General features: G+C 48.8%; 18 protein-coding genes and 2 pseudogenes. 3 read left to right on the forward strand and 17 right to left on the reverse strand.

What is annotated here, in order from left to right; all coding sequences use genetic code 11:
* Positions 1–5 precede the first annotated feature (5 nt).
* Positions 6–698, forward strand: a complete 693-nt coding sequence (locus DFP98_RS11765; RefSeq protein ID WP_116060795.1) for a YetF domain-containing protein — start codon at positions 6–8, stop codon at positions 696–698.
* Positions 699–711: 13 nt separating this feature from the next.
* Here DFP98_RS11765 and DFP98_RS11770 read toward each other — a convergent pair whose 3' ends face one another.
* From DFP98_RS11770 to DFP98_RS11810, 9 genes and pseudogenes are all read right to left on the reverse strand, one after another.
* Entirely contained in the window at positions 712–1287 is a 576-nt protein-coding gene (locus tag DFP98_RS11770; protein ID WP_246016502.1) for a YkoP family protein, read from the reverse strand.
* A 22-nt stretch (positions 1288–1309) separates the two neighbouring features.
* Positions 1310–1996 carry an ABC transporter permease gene (locus DFP98_RS11775; RefSeq protein WP_116060796.1) on the reverse strand — a complete coding sequence of 229 codons (687 nt, stop codon included), beginning with the start codon at positions 1994–1996 and terminating at the stop codon, positions 1310–1312.
* Entirely contained in the window at positions 1989–2912 is a 924-nt protein-coding gene (locus DFP98_RS11780) for an ABC transporter ATP-binding protein (protein ID WP_116060797.1), read from the reverse strand. Before DFP98_RS11780 ends, DFP98_RS11775 begins: the two co-directional genes overlap by 8 nt.
* A 162-nt stretch (positions 2913–3074) precedes the next feature.
* Positions 3075–4010: a sensor histidine kinase gene (locus DFP98_RS11785; RefSeq protein WP_116060798.1), complete on the reverse strand. Its 936-nt coding sequence runs from the start codon at positions 4008–4010 to the stop codon at positions 3075–3077.
* Positions 4010–4720: a response regulator transcription factor gene (locus tag DFP98_RS11790; protein ID WP_116060799.1), complete on the reverse strand. Its 711-nt coding sequence runs from the start codon at positions 4718–4720 to the stop codon at positions 4010–4012. The genes DFP98_RS11785 and DFP98_RS11790 overlap by 1 nt, the downstream gene beginning before the upstream one ends.
* A 317-nt stretch (positions 4721–5037) precedes the next feature.
* On the reverse strand, positions 5038–5775 hold the full coding sequence (locus tag DFP98_RS11795) for a hypothetical protein (RefSeq protein ID WP_116060800.1): 738 nt from the start codon (positions 5773–5775) through the stop codon (positions 5038–5040).
* A gap of 165 nt (positions 5776–5940) precedes the next feature.
* Positions 5941–8220, reverse strand: coding sequence for a glycoside hydrolase family 3 N-terminal domain-containing protein (locus DFP98_RS11800; protein ID WP_116060801.1), 2280 nt, complete (start codon positions 8218–8220; stop codon positions 5941–5943).
* Positions 8221–8452: 232 nt separating this feature from the next.
* Entirely contained in the window at positions 8453–8920 is a 468-nt protein-coding gene (locus tag DFP98_RS11805) for a phage tail protein (RefSeq protein WP_116060802.1), read from the reverse strand.
* A 33-nt stretch (positions 8921–8953) separates the two neighbouring features.
* Positions 8954–9046, reverse strand: a pseudogene (locus tag DFP98_RS11810) (transcriptional regulator); the annotation flags it as partial.
* A 152-nt stretch (positions 9047–9198) separates the two neighbouring features.
* Here DFP98_RS11810 and DFP98_RS11815 point away from each other — a divergent pair.
* Positions 9199–9519 (forward strand): annotated as a pseudogene (locus DFP98_RS11815) (helix-turn-helix transcriptional regulator); the annotation flags it as partial.
* 18 nt (positions 9520–9537) lie between these two features.
* Here DFP98_RS11815 and DFP98_RS11820 read toward each other — a convergent pair.
* From DFP98_RS11820 to DFP98_RS11840, 5 genes are all read right to left on the reverse strand, one after another.
* Positions 9538–10029, reverse strand: a complete 492-nt coding sequence (locus DFP98_RS11820; RefSeq protein ID WP_116060803.1) for an SMI1/KNR4 family protein — start codon at positions 10027–10029, stop codon at positions 9538–9540.
* 21 nt (positions 10030–10050) lie between these two features.
* Complete coding sequence (locus DFP98_RS11825) at positions 10051–10665, reverse strand: hypothetical protein (RefSeq protein WP_116060804.1); 615 nt, start codon at positions 10663–10665, stop codon at positions 10051–10053.
* Positions 10666–10693: 28 nt separating this feature from the next.
* The gene (locus DFP98_RS11830; protein ID WP_116060805.1) at positions 10694–11557 is read right to left on the reverse strand and encodes a PhzF family phenazine biosynthesis protein; all 864 of its coding nucleotides are present in this window, start codon (positions 11555–11557) and stop codon (positions 10694–10696) included.
* 29 nt (positions 11558–11586) lie between these two features.
* On the reverse strand, positions 11587–12381 hold the full coding sequence (locus DFP98_RS11835) for a Cof-type HAD-IIB family hydrolase (protein ID WP_181917638.1): 795 nt from the start codon (positions 12379–12381) through the stop codon (positions 11587–11589).
* Positions 12382–12541: 160 nt separating this feature from the next.
* A complete protein-coding gene (locus DFP98_RS11840; RefSeq protein WP_116060995.1) occupies positions 12542–13921 on the reverse strand; it encodes an FAD-binding oxidoreductase in 1380 nt (459 codons plus the stop codon).
* Between the two features lie 208 nt (positions 13922–14129).
* Here DFP98_RS11840 and DFP98_RS11845 point away from each other — a divergent pair, with 208 nt between their 5' ends.
* Complete coding sequence (locus DFP98_RS11845) at positions 14130–14834, forward strand: DUF421 domain-containing protein (protein ID WP_116060807.1); 705 nt, start codon at positions 14130–14132, stop codon at positions 14832–14834.
* Between the two features lie 69 nt (positions 14835–14903).
* Here the strand turns inward: DFP98_RS11845 and DFP98_RS11850 are convergent, their stop codons facing one another.
* The 3 genes from DFP98_RS11850 to DFP98_RS11860 form a co-directional block, all read right to left on the reverse strand.
* Positions 14904–16532, reverse strand: a complete 1629-nt coding sequence (locus tag DFP98_RS11850; protein ID WP_116060808.1) for a catalase — start codon at positions 16530–16532, stop codon at positions 14904–14906.
* Between the two features lie 205 nt (positions 16533–16737).
* The gene (locus tag DFP98_RS11855; RefSeq protein WP_116060809.1) at positions 16738–17292 is read right to left on the reverse strand and encodes a hypothetical protein; all 555 of its coding nucleotides are present in this window, start codon (positions 17290–17292) and stop codon (positions 16738–16740) included.
* 40 nt (positions 17293–17332) lie between these two features.
* Positions 17333–19060, reverse strand: coding sequence for a S41 family peptidase (locus DFP98_RS11860; RefSeq protein ID WP_181917639.1), 1728 nt, complete (start codon positions 19058–19060; stop codon positions 17333–17335).
* Positions 19061–19143: the final 83 nt, after the last annotated feature.

The raw sequence follows: 19143 nt of genomic DNA on the forward strand, positions 1-19143 counted from the left end.
TGCACATGACGTATGGAGAAATTTTATTTCGTACGGCAACGTCCTTTGTTGTTCTACTCGTTTTGACGCGACTGCTCGGTAAAAAACAAGTCGGACATCTCACGTTTTTCAATTATGTTACAGGGATCACCTTCGGCTCCACCACTGCCGAGATTATCGTCAACAAACACATCACTCTGCTGCAGGGAATATCCAGCCTGGTCCTATGGTCGCTCTTGGCCTTCATCCTCGCCTCGATGGGATTACGCTCCGTCAAAGCGCGCGAGATTCTCGACGGCCAGCCTACAATCCTCATCAAGCAAGGAGAGATTCTGGAAAAGGCCTTGGCGAAGCAACACCTCAATATTGATGATCTAAGCATGCTTCTTCGGAACAAGGATGTGTTCTCGCCAGAAGAAGTCGAATTTGCAATTCTGGAACCTGACGGTCAACTCAGCGTGCTAAGAAAAGAAGAACTGCTGCCGGCAACAAAAAAGGATATAAAGGCACCCGTTACGCTCATTCACAGAATCCCGACTGAACTTATCGTTGATGGTAAAATCGTAGAAAAAAATCTTGAAAAAATAGATGTCTCTGTCGTCTGGCTTAACCAACAATTAAAGAAAGCCAACATTCACTCTTTGGACCAAGTATTTTACGCAGAACTCCAACTGGATGGGACGTTGTATGTCGACAAATACGAGGACTCTGTCCCCTAAGAGTTGATTAATTTTATGAAAAATGATATTTCGCCACAAGAACGCCTCGGCTAAGCAATAGCATTCTGGGAACCAGCTTTTGCTCATTGCTATCGGCAGAAAGAAATCCGTCCGGATGGAGCGCTCTTCGCAATAACCGCAAATAGCGAGTCACAATCCATCGGGTGCCCTTGGATTCCAGCGGGTGCACTTCAAAGCCCAGTCCGTGAATGATGCCGCGGTGGAGCAAAGTGATTCCGGTGAGAGCCTTAACCTGGGAGAGCTCGGGATCGTTCTGTAACGCTTCGCTAATCAACTTCATAGATTTGCGCAGTTTTCTGGCGGTGAGCAGCCCTGCCCGATTGGCGCCAACTTCTCTGGAAAGTTGCAGCACTTGCCGATTATCCAGATGCAGTTCGCCGATCCAATCGCCGGCATGGATTTGCTGCCCATCCTGACATATAAGACTTTTACCGCGATATCGTCGGAGTACCAGTTTGCAAATGCCATAATTTTTGACGCATTTGCTTCGTATCTTGGTAACCTGGTCCATGAAACCTTCCCACGCCATCCAGATTTGCTGAACGGCCTTTGACACTAAGACTGTCATGTTATGGAGAACCCTCTTTGCTCTAGACAATATCCTTGTCGTCTATGTTCCGTATCGAGAGGTAGGCGATCGCTATTCCGAGTGCCGCTAACAGAAGGGGAACGAACACAATCGAACTCAGCGTAAAATCGCTCCCGGCATTGGAATTGAGCAGCGCACCGATAAAAATCGCCGATACGATCGTGGTTACGGTCGAATGCTTGCGCATTCCGAAGAAGAGCGGGATGAGCGTGATGAAACTGGTCATGACGGAATTGATCAATATTTTGATACTTTGCTCCATCCATGAGATCTGGCTTAAATCGTTCGGAATGAATTGAGCAAAATGATTAAACAGGTAGAATCCCGAGACGGTCAGCACTCTAGTCATCACGCCGAACGCGAATGTGAACAGAACGACGATCGCAAGCTTGGCAACGAGCAGTTTTCGGCGTTGAATCGGATACATGAACAGCACCGTAATCGACTTGCTCTTAAATTCGTCTATGATCAGCTTGGATAACAGCACGGCCCCAAAGATGGTAAACGTAACCGATGCCAGTATATCGGCAACCTTAAAAGCTTCCTCGTAATTGCCAACAGCCTGATCGGCCGAATCTATACTCATGAGAATCATAAAAGCCGTAATGATGACGATGGCGATAAACCCGCCGATAATGTTCCCTCTGAATCTGTACTTTCTCATTTCCAACTTCATCAAATTAAGCATGGAGGCTGCCTCCGTTCAGTAATGAAATAAAATAGTCCTCAAGCGAACTGTTCTTTTTGGTGATCGACTCGATCATGCAACCATTGATAATCAAAGCTTTGGTAATCTCGTTCTGCGATTTTTGGAGATTGTATATGCGCAGCAAATGCTCATCGATGACTTTAAAATTTGCCAGATCCAATTCGTTGGAAAGAATGAATGCCGCCTTCTTGCTGTCGTTGACGACAAGCTCCACATACTCTGTGTTTCGGTCCCTCACCATTTGCATGGAGACCTCCTCCAACAGCCTTCCGTGATTGATTACCCCGATCGTGTCTACCATCTGCTCCATCTCGCCCAGAATGTGACTGGACACTAGCAACGTCATCCCGTATTCGCTGGACAACATTTTGAATACATCCCGCATTTCCCTGATCCCTACCGGGTCCAATCCGTTAATCGGCTCATCAAGAATCAACAGTTCGGGCTTCGTGAGAATGGCTCTAGCGATGCCGAGCCGCTGCTTCATTCCCAGTGAGAAGTCTTTAACCGGTTTCTTGTCGATATTCGTCAATTTGACCAGCTCAAGCACGTCGTCGATTTTCTTTTTGTTGTAATACCCCATATATTCACAGTGCAGCTCCAAGTTTTCCCGCGCCTGCAATCGGTCGTAAAAAACCGGATATTCAATAATCGACCCCATTCGGCCTAACAGATGATAAGATTGCTTTGTCAGCTTTTCGCCAAAAATTTCAATCTCTCCGCTGGTTGGCTTCACTAAATTCGTGAGCATTTTCATAATCGTCGTCTTGCCTGCCCCATTCGGACCCAGAAAACCGTAGATTTCCCCTTGCTTGATATTCATATTAACGTCGGTGACTACCTCTTTGCCTTGAAACACCTTGGTTAATCCAATCGTTCTCACTACATAGTCCATACCAATTACTCCTTCGTTCATCATGTCTTATAATCCCATTATAAAAGCCAATCCCGTCTTATCTATTTCTCGATTCTTACTTATTTCTTAAATGGAGCATTGAAAAAAGCCTACAAAACGCAGCTCCTCCTGCATCTCATAAGCTTCTCCGCTTCATGGCGATTAATATCGGAACGGCCTCAGTCGAACCGTGAAGATGGTTTTCTCATAGGGCTTGCTGTATAACCGAATATCCCCGCCTTGGCTTTGCGCCAATCTCTTCGAAATCGTTAAGCCTAGCCCGCTGCCTTGAAACGATCTACTCCGGGAATCCTCCAACGTGTATAAGCGTTCGAATACCCGGCTCTGATGCATTTCACCGATTCCTTTGCCTCGATCCCATACATCCATGCAGATTGCATCCGGCTCCTGCCGCAAGGTCAATCCAACAATGTTCCCGTCCTTCCCGTAGCGGATCGCATTGGAAATCAGATTGTGCAGGATCCGGTTAATTGCTTCCTCGTTCGCATAAGCATAAATCGGCTCTTCGGGAATTTCAATATCGACTGCAAAGCCTGCGTTTGTTAACACCTCGTAAAAATCCAATATGTTTCGGCGACAAACCTCATTGAGATGTACGCGGGTCAGCGGCAACGGTTGATCCTCCGATTCCAGCTTGGCGAGATCAAAAAATTGCCGAATCAAGTCCATAGCCTCGTTCGTCTTGCGCTGAACCTTAATAAGCATTTCGGCGCGATCCTCCGCCTTCATGTCAGGATCTAAATTAAGCGTTTCAATATAGCCGAGAACGACGGTTAGCGGGGTTCTCAAGTCGTGGGAGGCGTTGGACAGCATCCGCCGTATGGATTTCTCCGTTCCCGACCGCTCTGCCCGGATTCGCTGGTTGTGCTCCAGTACTCGATTAATATGTACCAGGAGCAGCCTCAGCTCGGCATCCTCCGTAAACAGCAGCATCTTTTCACTCGTATTTTGCGCTAGAATTATGTCCAGCTTGGCATGAACCCGTCTAAGCTGGGCGCTCCGCCTTGCGTTCTTTCTCCGCTCTCGGATTAAAGCGCCTGCTAAGAGAATAATAAGGCACGTCAGCACATAAGCCATCACGCGTTGCCTTCCCACTTGTAGCCTATGCCCCATAGAGTCTTTAAGTATTTCGGCGAGGACGGCTCCTCCTCCACTTTCTCCCGCAATCGACGGATCTGCACATTAATGACGTTCTCATCGCCCATATACTCGTCGTTCCAGATCAAGCTGTAAATTTGCGCTTTCGTGAATACCCGATTCGGGTTTTTGAGGAACAGCCTTAAAATCTCCGCTTCCTTGGCGGTTAGTTTGCATTCTTCGTTGCCCTTGAGGACCCTGTAGTTGTCCAAATCGACCACGATATTGCCGAACTGCATTTGGGTTCCGGGATTTGCTTTCTTATCGGGCTCCCGCTGGGCATATATCGTGGCTCTACGAATCGCGGCTTTAATCCGGGCCGTAATTTCGACCAGCGAGAAGGGCTTGGCAATGTAATCGTCCGCTCCAAAACCAAGACCTATCGCTTTATCGACATCGTTGTCATTCGCCGACATGATCAGAATCGGGACCGAGCTGGTCTCCCGCACCCTCTTGATGACCTCGATTCCGTCCAGCTTAGGCATCATAATATCCACTACCAGCACATCGAAGCTATCCCTATTGAATAATGCGAGACCGGCTTCGCCGTTATCGGCCGACTGGACGAGATAGCCTGCCTTCTTCAAGTGTCCCTCCAACATCTCTACGATGGAGGCATCGTCTTCAATCAACAAAATCTTGTGCGTCACCGTTCGTTCACCTCTCAGGTTGAGTCCATTATACTATTTAACAGAAGAGAGGGCATCAGGATTGACCCACAACGTTTCCAATTGATTGAAAATTTAACTTTTGCGGCGGATTTATTTGTACACAAAAGTTTGCGTGGGGAAGTTAGTCGGAAAATTGTACAAAGCTGCTCGGATCTGGCTCAAGTAGCGGGCGTTTGTTCGAAAAATCGTACAAAGCTGCTCTGCTCAGGCCCAAACGACGAACGATTGTAGGAAAAACCGTATAAATACATCAAGATCAGGGATGGTGTCACTAAAGCGTCTTCGACGATTATATGCTAGCTCCTCGCTTCGCACCCCTTCGACAAGAGCCATTGCTCTATAACGGCAGAAGCCGGTTGTGCTTCCTGTTCATAGAAGACGGCCACCTCTTGCTGATTGGCGTAATTCAGTCGTACATAGCCACCTAGTTGCTGATAGAAAAGGAAGCAGGTATAGGGGGTTTCAATGGACAAGTCCGGTGGGAAATCCGCTTTGCACGCTTCGGCCAGCTCGGGTAGCGAAAGCTGGTTCTCCCCTGGTGGCAAACGTAAAAAGAGATGGCTTCGAGTGCCCGTCCACGGTTCGTAATAGACGGGTCCCTCTTGGCTCTTCCCATACATCTGAAGGTATATTTCATCCAGCACCAAGGCGTATGTGCTTTCATCTTCCGATTCTCGTGCCTGCAGGGAGATGGCCTTTATGCGCTCTGCATGCCGAGGCAGCCAGAGCAGCCCGGCCGTCTGAGGGTGTATGGCCAGAAAATCGCCGTCCACCGTTGTGCCAATAGCGATACATTCGCCAATCTGCTCCTCAGTAATAGGGCTATCTTCGTCATGCTCCCATAAGCCGTACTCGGCAAACGGTTTTAGCACCTCGGTATCGGGTAGTTGAACATTCATCCACCCAATGTATGTCCCTTCCCCGAATTGCCGCAAAAACCAAAAGTAGCCTGGCGGATAAATAGTGGCGTCTTCCATCGCAAGCCCTCGGTTTTGACCGTCAGACAGCGACTTGGGCCGAGATACGATATACATGAATACTCCCCCGTTTCAGTCATCCGTACATATTTCACACAAAATGGGAATACTTAAACTCGATGATATCCGGGACAGACAAGAAGGAATTGTAGCCGATAAAAGGTATTTGCTCTTGTTGTCCATTCTATGTCAGCAAATATATAGAAGTCGTCGGTCCGGAGTCTACGACAGAGTAACCGGCAGCTTGCCGCGGGCCTCGTTCTGACCTAGAATCACCCTTAAACCTGCCGTAAGGTTCGGCTCCTGGGCACCATAGACCGCGATTGCATTTTTCACCCCGCGAAGATGCAGCAGCTCATACGGGTTGCCCAGGGAAAGAAGAACATACCGTGTCGAACGCGTGTTCAAGTCATCTATAATCGCTTGGTAACCCGCCCAATCGTAGCTGCCCTGAGCAGCTCGGGAAAGATTAGACGACACGATTACAAAATCGGCTTTGGAGGTTGCTTGCGCAATTTCCTCACGGCTTAATTCGCCTTGGACAACCGTCTTCACGCTGGTCTGCTTCGGTAATCCGAGCGCCTTCAATTGACTCTCGATCTGCTGCGCCTGTGCGGAAGTCGATGCCACAACGGCAATTATGCGGTCAGTCGTTACCGGATGCGGAAGCTGGCCATCCTCGGCCTTTAATACAGTAACGGACTTCTCTGCGATCTCCCGCTCCACCGCAAGGTGTGATTTCGAACCGACAGTACGCTTAGCCTGCTCAAGCTTAACCTGTAGCGATCGGGACGGCTCAAACAACCCATAGGCTTGCTTCAACTGTAAAATGCGCTTTACGGACCTGTCTATTTGCTGTGGACTGAGCTCCCCTTCATTAACGGCTTGCACAATTGCATCGTGTGCTCCGGTTATATTTTTCGGCATCAACACGATATCTACGCCCGCGGATACAGCGCGCACTACGGCTTCCTCCTCGCCGAAGTGCTCCGCAATGGCCTTCATCGTAAAAGCATCGGATACCACGACGCCCTGGAAGCCCATCTCTTCTTTTAATAACTCGGTAATGATTTTCTTCGAGAGCGTGGCCGGAAGAACGACTTTCGAACCGTCTTTCTTGGAGACGACCGTTGCGTTATCCAGAGCCGGGAAGGCGATATGACCGATCATAATCATGTCTACTCCCTGCTTAATCGCTTCGCGAAACGGCCGCAGTTCTACTTGTTCCAAACGCTGGCGGTCGTGGGCCACAACGGGCAACCCCAGATGGGAGTCCACATCCGTATCCCCGTGTCCAGGGAAATGCTTGGCCGTAGCGATGACGCCCTCTTGCTGCAATCCTTTCATAAACGCCGTCCCCAGCTCCGAGACAAGTCCAGCCTCCGAACCGAAAGAGCGAATGCCGATAACCGGGTTGTCGGGATTAACGTTCACATCCAGCACCGGCGCGAAATTCAAATTCACGCCAAGCGTTTTGAGTTCAGCTCCAGTGACTTTCCCCGCTTCCAACGATAATGCCGAGTCCGCTACAGCGCCAAGCGCCATGGCACCGGGAAGATTGGTACCTCCAGGTATTCTTCCGACGCTGCCGCCTTCCTGATCGATGCTCAGAAATAAGGGGATATCGCCGGCAAGCGCCTGCAACTGATGATTAAACGTTGTCAACTGCTCTGTACTCTCAATATTTTTATCGAATAAAATAAGGCCCCCCAGCTTGTGGTCCTGGACCGTTGACGTAATGCCGGCGTTAATTGCAGTTGTAGGTTTGTTCTGCCACATGCGGATATCGGGCATCAGCATTTGGCCCGCTTTCTCCTCCAAGGTCATCAACGACAACAAGGCATCCCAGTTCTCTCCCTCGATGGCCTGCGTTCTCTTAAACTGGATGACTCTGGATAGGAAAACGGCATACTCCGCCCGATTAACGGAACGGTTCGGCTTGAAGGTTCCGTCGGGGTATCCCCCTGCCAAGCCGTTGGATGCCAGCCTTTGAATGGAACCTTCAGCCCAGTGTTCTCGAACGTCCAGTAATTTCGTCTGAAGATTCCCGGCCGCAAGCGAATAGGCGCGGGTCAGCATCGCAGCGGTCTCCGCACGGCTAATCGGCTCATCCGGCCTGAACGAGCCGTCCGGGAACCCCCCGACCAGGCCCATGTCCGAAGCGATGCCGATCTCTCGTTGGAACATATGGGACTTCGGCACATCCGTAAAGCTTTTTTGATAAGTCGGAGAGGTTTCCGGATATAATTCGCGCACCAAATAAGTAGCCGCCTGCGCCCTGGTAATGGAAAGCAAGGGTTTAAATTTTCCGGCGCCATAGCCGGCCACCGTTCCCCGATCGGCCAAATAGCCGATGCCATCGTTTGCCCACTTGGCTCCTCCCAAATCCGTAAAACGCTGCTCTGCCGCTGCCTCGCCGGGATTTGTATGGGTTGCAACCAGAAGTATACTCGTGAACCCTAATACTAGACTAAGCCTGCGCCAACCTTTCAATGCTGTCATCCTTCCTATTGTATGCCGGCTGCGATAGTTTCTACTAAGTAACTGATATATATGTGGACGTCAAATTTTCTCAAAAGTTACTGCGGATTAAATAGTTAATATGTGGGGGATAAAAAAAAGGGGGCTGTCCCCTAAGTTGGAGCGTACAAGATTATCGATAAATGAGAAGGGCATCTATCGATAATCTTTCGGTACGCTCTGTTAACTTAAGAGACAGCCCCATATTTGAATCTTAATATTCTCCTTTGATCACGAAGAACGAGCCTCGGATCGTCCCGGCCAGCTTCGACTTCTGCCTTGCAAACTTAAACTTCTTCTCCTCCAGCTCCCGTGGCACTTCCATCCCCTCGGAAAGCTTAAAGCCAACGGCCCGCTTCTTAGGGTCATCCACCGTATACAGGACGTTGACCGCTAGACCATCTTCATAGAAAACGAAGGTCCACTGAATATTTTCTACTTGCAAACGCGATGTTTCTAACGGCTTGGCCGCAAACTCAATCCCCCGTTCTTCTTTCAAAATCCGGCTCACATACTCCAGCGTCTCCTGGCTCTCGCTGGCCGGTACAACCGTAAATTCATGCTTGTACTTGTTCATAAAGTAGCGGGCTTCATTCGCACGCAAACCCGCCAGAGCCTCCGCTACGGGCGAAGATTCTAAACCAACTGTAGACGGATTTTTGAAATCGACGATATAGGACATTGCCATTCCTCCTCTTTTATGTTTCGCTTACTTCTCCCCTTTAACGACCAGGTATTGTCCCTTAGGGAATTGGATCACTCTGTGCTCTTCCGGTACAGTTGCTTCTGTCATGACGCCGTGCCAATACCAAGAACGATAAAGCTGTCTTACTCCTCAAGGGTATATAATGTCATCATTAAAACTCCTTTTTATTGAATTGATCAAATGGCTTGTGTTTCCTTGATAGGTCTATCATAACTTTGAAACATGTCAAAATATGATACTGTTTAGAGGGTCCTATGAAGAAAGTTGAACGAATTAACGTCATTATGCGGTACATTAACAATCGTGCCCATTTTACCCTTACTGTCCTCGAACTTGGTCCAAAGGCGATTGCCCAGTTTAAAACGTACCATCCGTTAAAAATTTCAATTGCCTACACGAATCCTTACCAAACTACAGCTATATTAAAGACTCCCATCCATGTTCATGATCCGGATGAGGTGGCCGAAATCACCAATTGGCTGCTTTTCCTGGGCCGAGATATCAAGATCAGGAAAGTGCCGAAAGAAGTTGTGGAAAGGAGGTGGGAGAGAATGGTTGTATTTGGGAATAGCTGAAAACAATCGTCAATTTTATCACTGGAACTCAATTGAATTGGACATCATTAATCCTAAAAACTCTTCAAGATTATTTGCCACCTTGTCAACTTCTTCGAATTCAGGTTCATATCCGCGTACAATCGCACCATTTGTTAGATCAATCGCATAGAAGGAATATCCACCCTCAACCGACATCACGATCGGCAAGTGATTATCCCACCACGCCGTGATCTCTGATTTCCAAACAGCATCCTCCATTGCCGCTTCCAGACTGAGCAATTCGTACTCATTCCATTTAAATTCAGTGTCTGAGCTATTATTGAACTCATTCTCGCAAATAAACCAAGTCGTCTCGTTTGGTGTAACACATTTCTCAATCACACTTAAAAATTCCAAATATTCGTTAGGAATTTCTTTATACCTAGCGATAATGCTGCTATCTAAATTTAATTGAAGCCCCGATTTTTTGGCTATATCCCAACCGTTATCATTAGCCCAAACCATAAATTCGCCGATTTTGTCAATCATTATTCATCACCTTCTATTCGTTTACTTGTTATTCATAACCAGCCTATACTTCTTGAAAATCCAGGAGTTAATCAGATCGTTCATCGCATTTTTGCTTATGCGAACAGGCGGTTTTTGCTCTTGCAAGGCATCTGCTGCAGGTGCCGAAAAACGAAGCGGCTTTGTCATTTTCTTGATCTCGTTCGCAACTTCATCAAAAAACGCATACGTTAACGGTCGATGTTCCCGAATATCCTCATAAATATAATACTTCCCTTTTTCATCCTCCAAATCTATTTGAAAACCTTTGGGAAACGAAAGCATGACATAGGATAGTTCGTCTTCTGCCCATTGTCGGTTATGGGGAAAGCGAACACCTTCATTTCTTACAAAAAAACCGGAGTTTTCGTTGCCAATAGCAAGAGAAACAGAATATACAAAGAAGGGGTGGTACCCGGGCTTTTCTTGGAGAGTAAAATATTCGTAAAATCTTCTATACGCCTCGTACACTTCATTAAGATTGTGTTTTGTCCGGGTACTATTACTAAGATGGAAATCGGCTTGTTTTCGCTCGAAGCCTTTCAAAACGCCTTGAAATTCCTCCGGAGTGATGAAAAATTTTAGTTTATAAAATCCGCTATGTTTCAATCTATCCACCTCCGGTTATCGTCGTACATACCTTCTATTATTCATAAGAAATCGTGCCTTCGATACAAGTAACCGCACGACCGCCGACTAGAATTTCTCCGTTATCTCGAAATCGAACTTCGACCCTGCCATTTCGTCCTACACAATATCCCTGACTGGCAACATAGTTCGGTTTTTTTATCAGCTCGAGCTTTCTAACGAGAGCAGCCACACATCCATTGCCGCTGCCGCACACGGGGTCTTCATCTATTCCCTCGTTAGGAGCAAAAGACCGGACCTCAAGATCGGACTCTGTATTTTCAGAATCTAGACCGAATACAGTAACACCCGTTACTCCTGTCGGAATCCATGTAGAAAGCTTCGCCATGTCTGGACGCAGACCTCGAACCTCGTGCGCATCAGATAGCTGCAGCGTAATCCATACTGCTCCAACATCAATCGTTGCACCTGCACTTACACTATGCGAAGATACTCCCAAAGCACTGGCGAGTTCAATTAAATCAGCGGGTTGTATACTTTGCACATTAGGCTCAGGCAAGCTAAGGAATAGTTTATCTTCATCCACAAAAATAGAGACTAACCCGCTTCCGCACTCCTGTATCAATAATCCCTCTTTCTTCTGTCTAAGACCATGTTTGAGTACAGCAAAAGCCGATCCTATAGTAGGATGTCCTGCAAATGGAAGCTCGCTGTTAGGGGTAAAAATACGCAATCTATAGTCGGCTCGAGGGTCCGTTGGTGTACATACAAAGGTGGTTTCAGATAAGTTGGTCCAATTAGCAATAGCTTGCATCTCCACCGTTGACAGTTCATCCCCATCGAGAACTACGGCAACGGGGTTGCCCTTAAATCGAACATCTGTAAATACATCTACTTGTTGAAACGGAGCTTGGCGTTTCATACCTTTCTCCTCCTGTCTATTGCAGGTGCCTACAATATAAATCTCTCAATTGCAACAGCAACGCCATCGTTATCATTCGAATCGGTTACGTGGGCCGCACAATTCTTTAGTTCAATTATCGCATTTTTCATTGCGACCGGGAATCCGGACATATGGAATAGACCTAAATCGTTATAATCATCCCCGAAGACCATGACATTTTCCGATTTCACCCCGATATCGCTTAACACCCCTTGTACAGCTTTTTCCTTTGAGGCTGATTTATGCATGATTTGGACCAATACTCCATCATCTGTTGCGATTACGTTCACATGGTCACCGAATTGATCGCATAGATCCCTCCATGAGTTGCAGCCTAAAACCAATATTTTAGTCGGGGAAAGTGAACTCATATCATCTTTATCGATCACCTGAGGCCTCGGATCATTCGAGCGAATCCCTAATTGAGCGACTTGGGAGTCGGGGACGGGCCTACATGTATACCATAAATCATTAACCTCGTATGAGACGATCGATTGCGGTACTCGTAACTCGATGAATTGATTTATCTGCCGACTAATCTCCATAGGGATACTAATGTGCCGTTCATTTTGCTTAGATTTGCATACAACTAAGGCGCCGTTGTAATAAATCATGTAGTCTACAAAAGGAAACTTCTCCAAAAATCGATTAGCCGCTCTAGGCGGCCGCGCTGTGGCAATAATAATATGAATTCCCGAATCAAAACATCTTTTAACAGCCTGATAATTCCTACAAGATATCGATTTATCACTGTCGAGCAAGGTTCCGTCCAAGTCCAATACAATTGCCTGAATGTTAGACATCTGTACCTCCTGCATAATAAGTTAAATTGGTAAGATTCTACTATCCCATGTAGGTACTGTCAACAAAGAATGTTGCATTGTCCTGCCTGTAGTTGGGTGCATTCTAGCTAACGAAGCTATCGTTGAAAATACAAAGGAGCTGCCGCCGGCAGCTCCTTTATTATTTCCTTTCCTGCTTACCCACAGGAATACTCTGAGCAAAACGAAACACATTATGAGGATCGTACTTTCGTTTCACCTGCTTCAATCTACGGAAATTGCCCCCGTAATACGCCTTGGGCCAATTCTTAATCTGCAAATCTGGAAAGTTCACATAATCCCCTTTAACAAAAGGGCGTAGCGCTCTGCGGAACCTTTCCACCCACCGAATATTCCGCTGCTGCTCGTTGTTGTTCCTCCAGCGGGCCGACAGTTCGTAGATGATCTCAGCCTTTCGATGGGGATAGGCCGTTGCCGTAGCCGCTACCCGGCTCACCGCGCTTCCTGCACCGCCCAAGCTTTGACTCCATACGGTAGAGTGCCTGTTCGGCGCTTTGGACAGAAAGTCGCGTATAATTCGTACTCCTTCACGGGGCAAAGATTGAAACCCATATGCCCCGGTTATTTTGAACTTCGGTTCCAAATTCAGGTCCGATTCGGCGAAAAATCGGGTCGCTTCAATAAAAGGTACTGTCTTGACCATCACCTTGATCGGAGTGCCTGTTCGCAAGAGCGGCCTAATCAATCGACGCAGCTCTTCTGCTCCGCCAAGCAATTGCCCGGTAGAGACAATCGTTCCCACCTGCTTGGCGGACACCTCAATGGTTGAGGTTAAACGATTCGTGACAGAAGGGGCCCAGCGTTGCCAGGCCGGCAGCACCTTCTCAAGATCGGCCCATTTCCACGTAATACTGTAGATAGATACCGATGAAATAGGTCTAACCCGAAAAGTATAGGCGGTAGCAACTCCAAAGTTCCCTCCCCCGCCGCCTCGCGATGCCCATAACAGATCGGAATTGATCCTCCTATTGGCCACAATCGCCTTTGCCCCATACCGCCCCGAAGCTACGACCATCTTCACTTGTTTCAGGTTATCGCACGTAAGACCATATTTGCGGGACAGAAGTCCAATCCCGCCTCCCAGGGTAAGCCCGGCTACGCCTACGTCGGGCGCGGTCCCCGCAGGAAGCGCCACGCGCTTATTCCACAGCTTCCTGTACACACGGGCGAGCGGATTTCCCGTCTGTACAATAGCCACCCTATTTTTGCGATCAACCTTAACCTTGTTCATCTCGCTCACATCGATAATAATACCGCCATTGACAGTCGAGAAGCCTTCATAGCTGTGCCGCCCGCTGCGCGCTCGCAGCCTTACGCCCCGCTCGCGGGCCCATTTGACTGCGTTGATCACATCCTGAGTTCGTTTGCAAAAAACGATGACCCTTGGAAACTTGGAAAAACGTCTGTTGAACTCCATTCTGGCCGCATTGTATGACGGATTATCCGGAAATACGATCCTTCCGGTTAGTTGCGTACCTGTCTTTTTCCGGTTTTGCGCCATCCCGTTTGCACCGTCCCTGTTCCTGACATAAGCCTTGCTCATCAGCTTATATTTATGTAGGGATACCTGACCTAGTAACGGCAAATGCCTTGTTGCCAGCACTAGAATCTCCTTCAAACGCCCGAGTTATAACAATAGCTCCAATCGTCAATAGTGTTACTATCGAGTCGTCTGACGGCCCCACAAATTGGAATAAGGAGCCCGCCCATTGCAAGCATACGTTGAAGTTATTATTCGAACGATCGCCGCTTTTGTCCTCCTCATGATCACGTCGAGAATTCTCGGCAAGCAGACGATATCCAATATGACCTTCCATGACTTCGTGAGCGGCATCACACTGGGCGCTATTGCAGCCAATTTGGCGTTTAACGATAAGCTCAACCATTGGCCCATCGTCGTGTCCCTGCTGATGTTCTTTGGAATTTCTTTTCTTGTATCCAAAATAGCGCTCAAAAACCGGGCATGGAACCGATGGGTATCCGGTACTCCGACTGTCGTCATCGAGAACGGCGAAATTCTCGAGAACAACATGCGAAAAATCCGCTACACGTTGGACTCCTTGGTCCAATCTTTGCGTGAGAAAGGGATTTTTAATATGGAAGAGGTCGAGTATGCTTGCTTGGAGGATCACGGAAAGCTGTCGGTTAAGAAAAAAAGCGAGCATGAGTGGGTAACTCGCAAAGATCTGAAGCTGCACGTCGCAGCCATCCAGTCGTTCCCTGTCGAGCTGATTATGGACGGTAAAATCATCGAAGACAATCTCTCTCACAACGGGCTGACCGTCCAATGGCTGGAGCAGGTGCTGCGGCAGCGGAGCAAGTCCGTATCCGACGTGTTCTATGCCGTGAGAGGTACACAGAATCAGTTATATTTTGACTACTATCGGGACCACATTGACAAGCCTATCGACTAATGCCCCTAACAAACACGCCCCCTTCCGGGGGCGCAGCCTCTAGATTTATTAGCAAGCTTAGACTTCGTCTTAATAAGGATCCGCCTCGCGGCTCTCTTTCACCGCTTCTTTGACCGCTTGATTAGCATCCAACGAACCTTCGCCATATTTGGAGATCCCCGCCTCGCGGCCCGGAGCTTTGGATTCCGTTCCCATTTGTTCGATTTCTTTCATTTTCTTTTCGATGCCTTCCTTTACCCGGCGACCGTAGTTCTCATCTGCTTGCGTGAAGTGCCCGATCATGGCCTCTTGAATGCGTTTATCGCATACCGCAAGCGCTTCGGACAGATTTTTGATCAATTCCTCGCGTTCCCAATCTGCAAATTTGCGGTACGTCTCCCCTGCTTGTCCATAGTTATTCGGGCGATCGATAGGCTCACTCATTACCGCCGCGTTATAGGCAGGTCGGTGCGGAGGACGCTCTTCCTTACTTGCTTCCTGAAAGCCGCCGATCATGGACGGTTCATAGTTAATATGCGGACTTTCTCCGGATTCCTTCGGATTGCGGAAATCCATTTGGCCCCGATGCTGGTTCGAATGAACCGGCGCTTTCGGCGCATTCACGGGCAATTGCAGATAGTTGGCCCCAACGCGATAGCGCTGCGTGTCGGAGTATGAGAAGGTGCGGCCCTGCAGCATTTTATCGTCGGAGAAGTCCATTCCGTCGACAAGAACTCCCGTACCGAAAGCGGCCTGCTCAATTTCCGCATGGAAATCAACCGGATTGCGATCAAGAACCATTCGTCCCACCGACAGCCAAGGAAACTGATCTTCCGGCCAAAGCTTCGTATCGTCCAGCGGATCAAAATCAAGCTCCGGATGGTAGTCGTCCTCCATGATTTGCACATAAAGCTCCCATTCCGGAAAATCCCCTCGCGCAATGGCTTCATATAAATCTTGCGTCGCATGACTCACATTTTTCGCCTGTATCGCATCCGCCTCTTCTTGGATTAAATTGCGAATCCCTTGCTTTGGTTCCCAGTGATACTTCACCAACACCGCATCGCCTTTGTCATTCACCCACTTATAGGTGTTGACGCCCGACCCCTGTATATGGCGGTAGGTTGCGGGAATCCCCCAGGGGGAGAACAAGAAGGTAATCATATGGGTAGCCTCGGGCGTACGGGAAACGAAGTCGAACATCCGCTGCGGGTTAGGAACGTTCGAGGCCGGGTCCGCCTTAAAGGCATGGATCATATCGGGGAATTTCATCGCATCGCGTATGAAGAAGATTTTCAAATTGTTCCCCACCAGATCCCAATTCCCGTCCTCCGTATACATTTTTACAGCAAAACCGCGCGGGTCTCTTGCAGTCTCCGGCGAATCCTTCGCTCCTGCTACGGTAGAGAACCTGACCATTAACGGCGTTCGTTTGCCTGCCCCGGAAAATACTTTTGCCCGGGTGTATTTCTCCACGGGCTCGTCCCCAACCTTTCCATACGTTTCAAAATATCCGAATGCCCCTGCTCCGCGAGCATGAACTACCCGTTCCGGCACTTCTTCGCGGTCGAAATGGGAGATTTTTTCGATAAAATGGTAATTCTCCAGCGTACCCGGACCCCGATTGCCCACGGTTCTGATGTTCTGATTATCCGTTACGGGATGGCCCTGTCGTGTGGTCAATGTTTCGCGATGTACGTCTTTCCGGTTCTCATTCATTAAATTGCTTCCTCCAGATTTTTCATATTAGAATCCCCCCGGCTGGAAGATTTATGCCTGAACAAAAAGAAGCTGCCCCATAAGCAAAGTTGTCTGGTGATCGAGATTCAAGAAGGTATATACATACCTTTGCCTTGTTCATCGATTCCCTTTCAGAGCAACTGAGTTGACTTATGGAGCAGCTTCCACTTATATACGATAGATTTTACGGCGTTTCGCTTGCTGTCTCCGCAGCTGCGGGCTGCTTCATCAATTCTTGAACGGAGCCAAGAAACGGGCGTATCGACTTGACCATGCCGTATCCTAACTTCACGACCGGGATAAACCGCTGGATCATGCCGAACAACCCTCCTATACCGCCGAGACCGCCGCCGAGACCGCCTCCGAGACCCCCACCGAGTCCACCGCCAAGCCCGCCGCCTAACGCCCCGAACAATGAGCCCATATTCGGTAGAAAGGCAGATATTCGGACATCCGGCTTGCGCGAGCGGGAACGGCTGGACGGCTTATGCCAATCCTTTCGACGACTGCCGGAGCGACTGCCCGAGCCATGGGAGCCGCCTCTGTGCCGCTTAGGCCGAGGACCCCGCTTCCCGGGCGATGTGCGCGGCGGGAGCACTCCAGCGTTAGCCAGCGTCAAGCCGGTGCTGTGGATGTCGGTGATGTAACCGACGTATGTCTTTCCGCTGTGTAGGGTAATGCATACCGGCCGGCCCTTCAGCCGTTTAGCCCTAGCGAATACCGCTTTGGATTGTGCCATGAAAGTTCACCTCGCTCACCTGGTTATGGTTCATTGTACGTCAGGGGCGGGTGTTCTGCTTGTGTGAATACAGCATCGCGTCGATCGCATACTTCAGTTCAACGTCTTCCCCGTCCATCACGCTTGCTTTGAACGTATCTTCATTTAGGGGGATTTTGATGTCGGGAACCGCGCCTCCGACTCCGGATGAGTCGGCATCTCCCTGGACCTTTTTGTTCGAATTGAGCGACCTTCCATCCGGGAATTGGACGACGTAATCTCCCGGCATCTTGATTTCGATAGGACTGCTCATAATTCCGAACGAACCGGCCGTTGAGGTAAACCCTACGATTTTGACATTCGGCTCGCCTTTTAGAACAAGGGGCATCCCTTCTCCCGAGCTCCCGGTTCTGCTGTTAATCAAGATGGCCACGGGCCCGTCGAAATAAGGCTTGGCAGGCTTGACCTTGACGACTTCATTCCGATTCAATTCAAATTTACCTGTATATCTGTTGTAATAACTGACATATTCGTAGTGCTTTATCTCCTTGACGAAGAAACCGGCCAGATCGGCGGCAAGCTGGTCTTCCCCGCCAGGATTGTTCCGCAGATCGATGACCAAGCCTTTTGCGTGTCTGTCCTGGAACATTTTCAATAGGTCGGCTAGGCTCTTCTCCGGCGATGCGACGCTTGAGTTGGGAAGAAAATGCTTGATTTTCACATATCCATAGCCGTTTTCAAGAATTTCGCCTTCAATGGGGGAAGCATCCAGATCGGTTTGTGTGAATCTAATCTTCGTCTTCTTCAACGTCTCGTATTGATCGTCGTATGCCGTCAGCTTCGTACGGGTAGTATCCGACTCCCCCCAATTACGAAATTCGACCTGTATTTCCTTGCCGATGGGCGCACGCGCCATAAATCGTCCCTGATTGAGTCTCTTCACCTCATCCGTAGCCATGCTGCTCTCGCTCCAAGTCGTCCGATCGAACGCTTCCTTCCCCGTTTTCCCGTCCCACGCGACGATTTCCGCCCCTAGCTTTATTCCGCTCTTCGCCGCCGGGCTGTTCTCCAAAACCAGACTTACAAGAACTCTACCGTTGTCCAATTGAACGGTGCTTAGTCCGAAGCCGCCGCCAACTTCCTTTTTAAATACCATATTCCCGTCGAACACGTTATCGTTAACGATTTTGATATGTCCGTCCCGCAGAGAAAACAGGTATTCTCTCAACGTTTTATAGTACAAGTCGAAGTTTTGGGTTTTCTCGGCTTGTTTGAATAGGGGCTCGTACTTGCTTCGGAGCTCGTTCCAGTCGATCTTCTTCCATTCCCCGAACGGATATTCCCGCGACAATCTTTCATTCATGGCGACGAACGCCTTGGAGTAGCTCATGCCGCTAAAATCGCTAGCAGGGTTATACCGCATTACACCCGCGTTTGCTACTGCAAACACAATGAGAGCAGCTCCGCATACACAGATGATGCTCCTCACGACCCTGAATGCTTTCTTCTTCGGAGCCGCCCAAGCCTTAGACTTTAGCAGCCTCCCAATTGTGCATATGAACACGAGCACCGTCAGCGACCCGATGACCAGAGCCAGAAGGGTCGTATCTCCGGACAGGACGCTTGCAATAACAACGAGCACACCCGCACTGGGTAAAAAATCAAACCATCTGTAATGCTTCTTGATAGGTACCGCGTAAACCGTCAATACGAATAAACTGACGATGCACATCGCCCACTCGTAGACCGTCAACCATTTCACCGAATCGATCGTTCCGATAACGCTCATTATCCGTCTCCTCCATTCACTTCCTCTTAGTACCGTCATTGCGATACATTGCGAAGATTATGGGAGAAATATGAACGGAGCGT

Origin of the sequence: Cohnella phaseoli (genome assembly GCF_003386235.1) — a bacterium.
GTDB lineage: Bacteria > Bacillota > Bacilli > Paenibacillales > Paenibacillaceae > Cohnella > Cohnella phaseoli.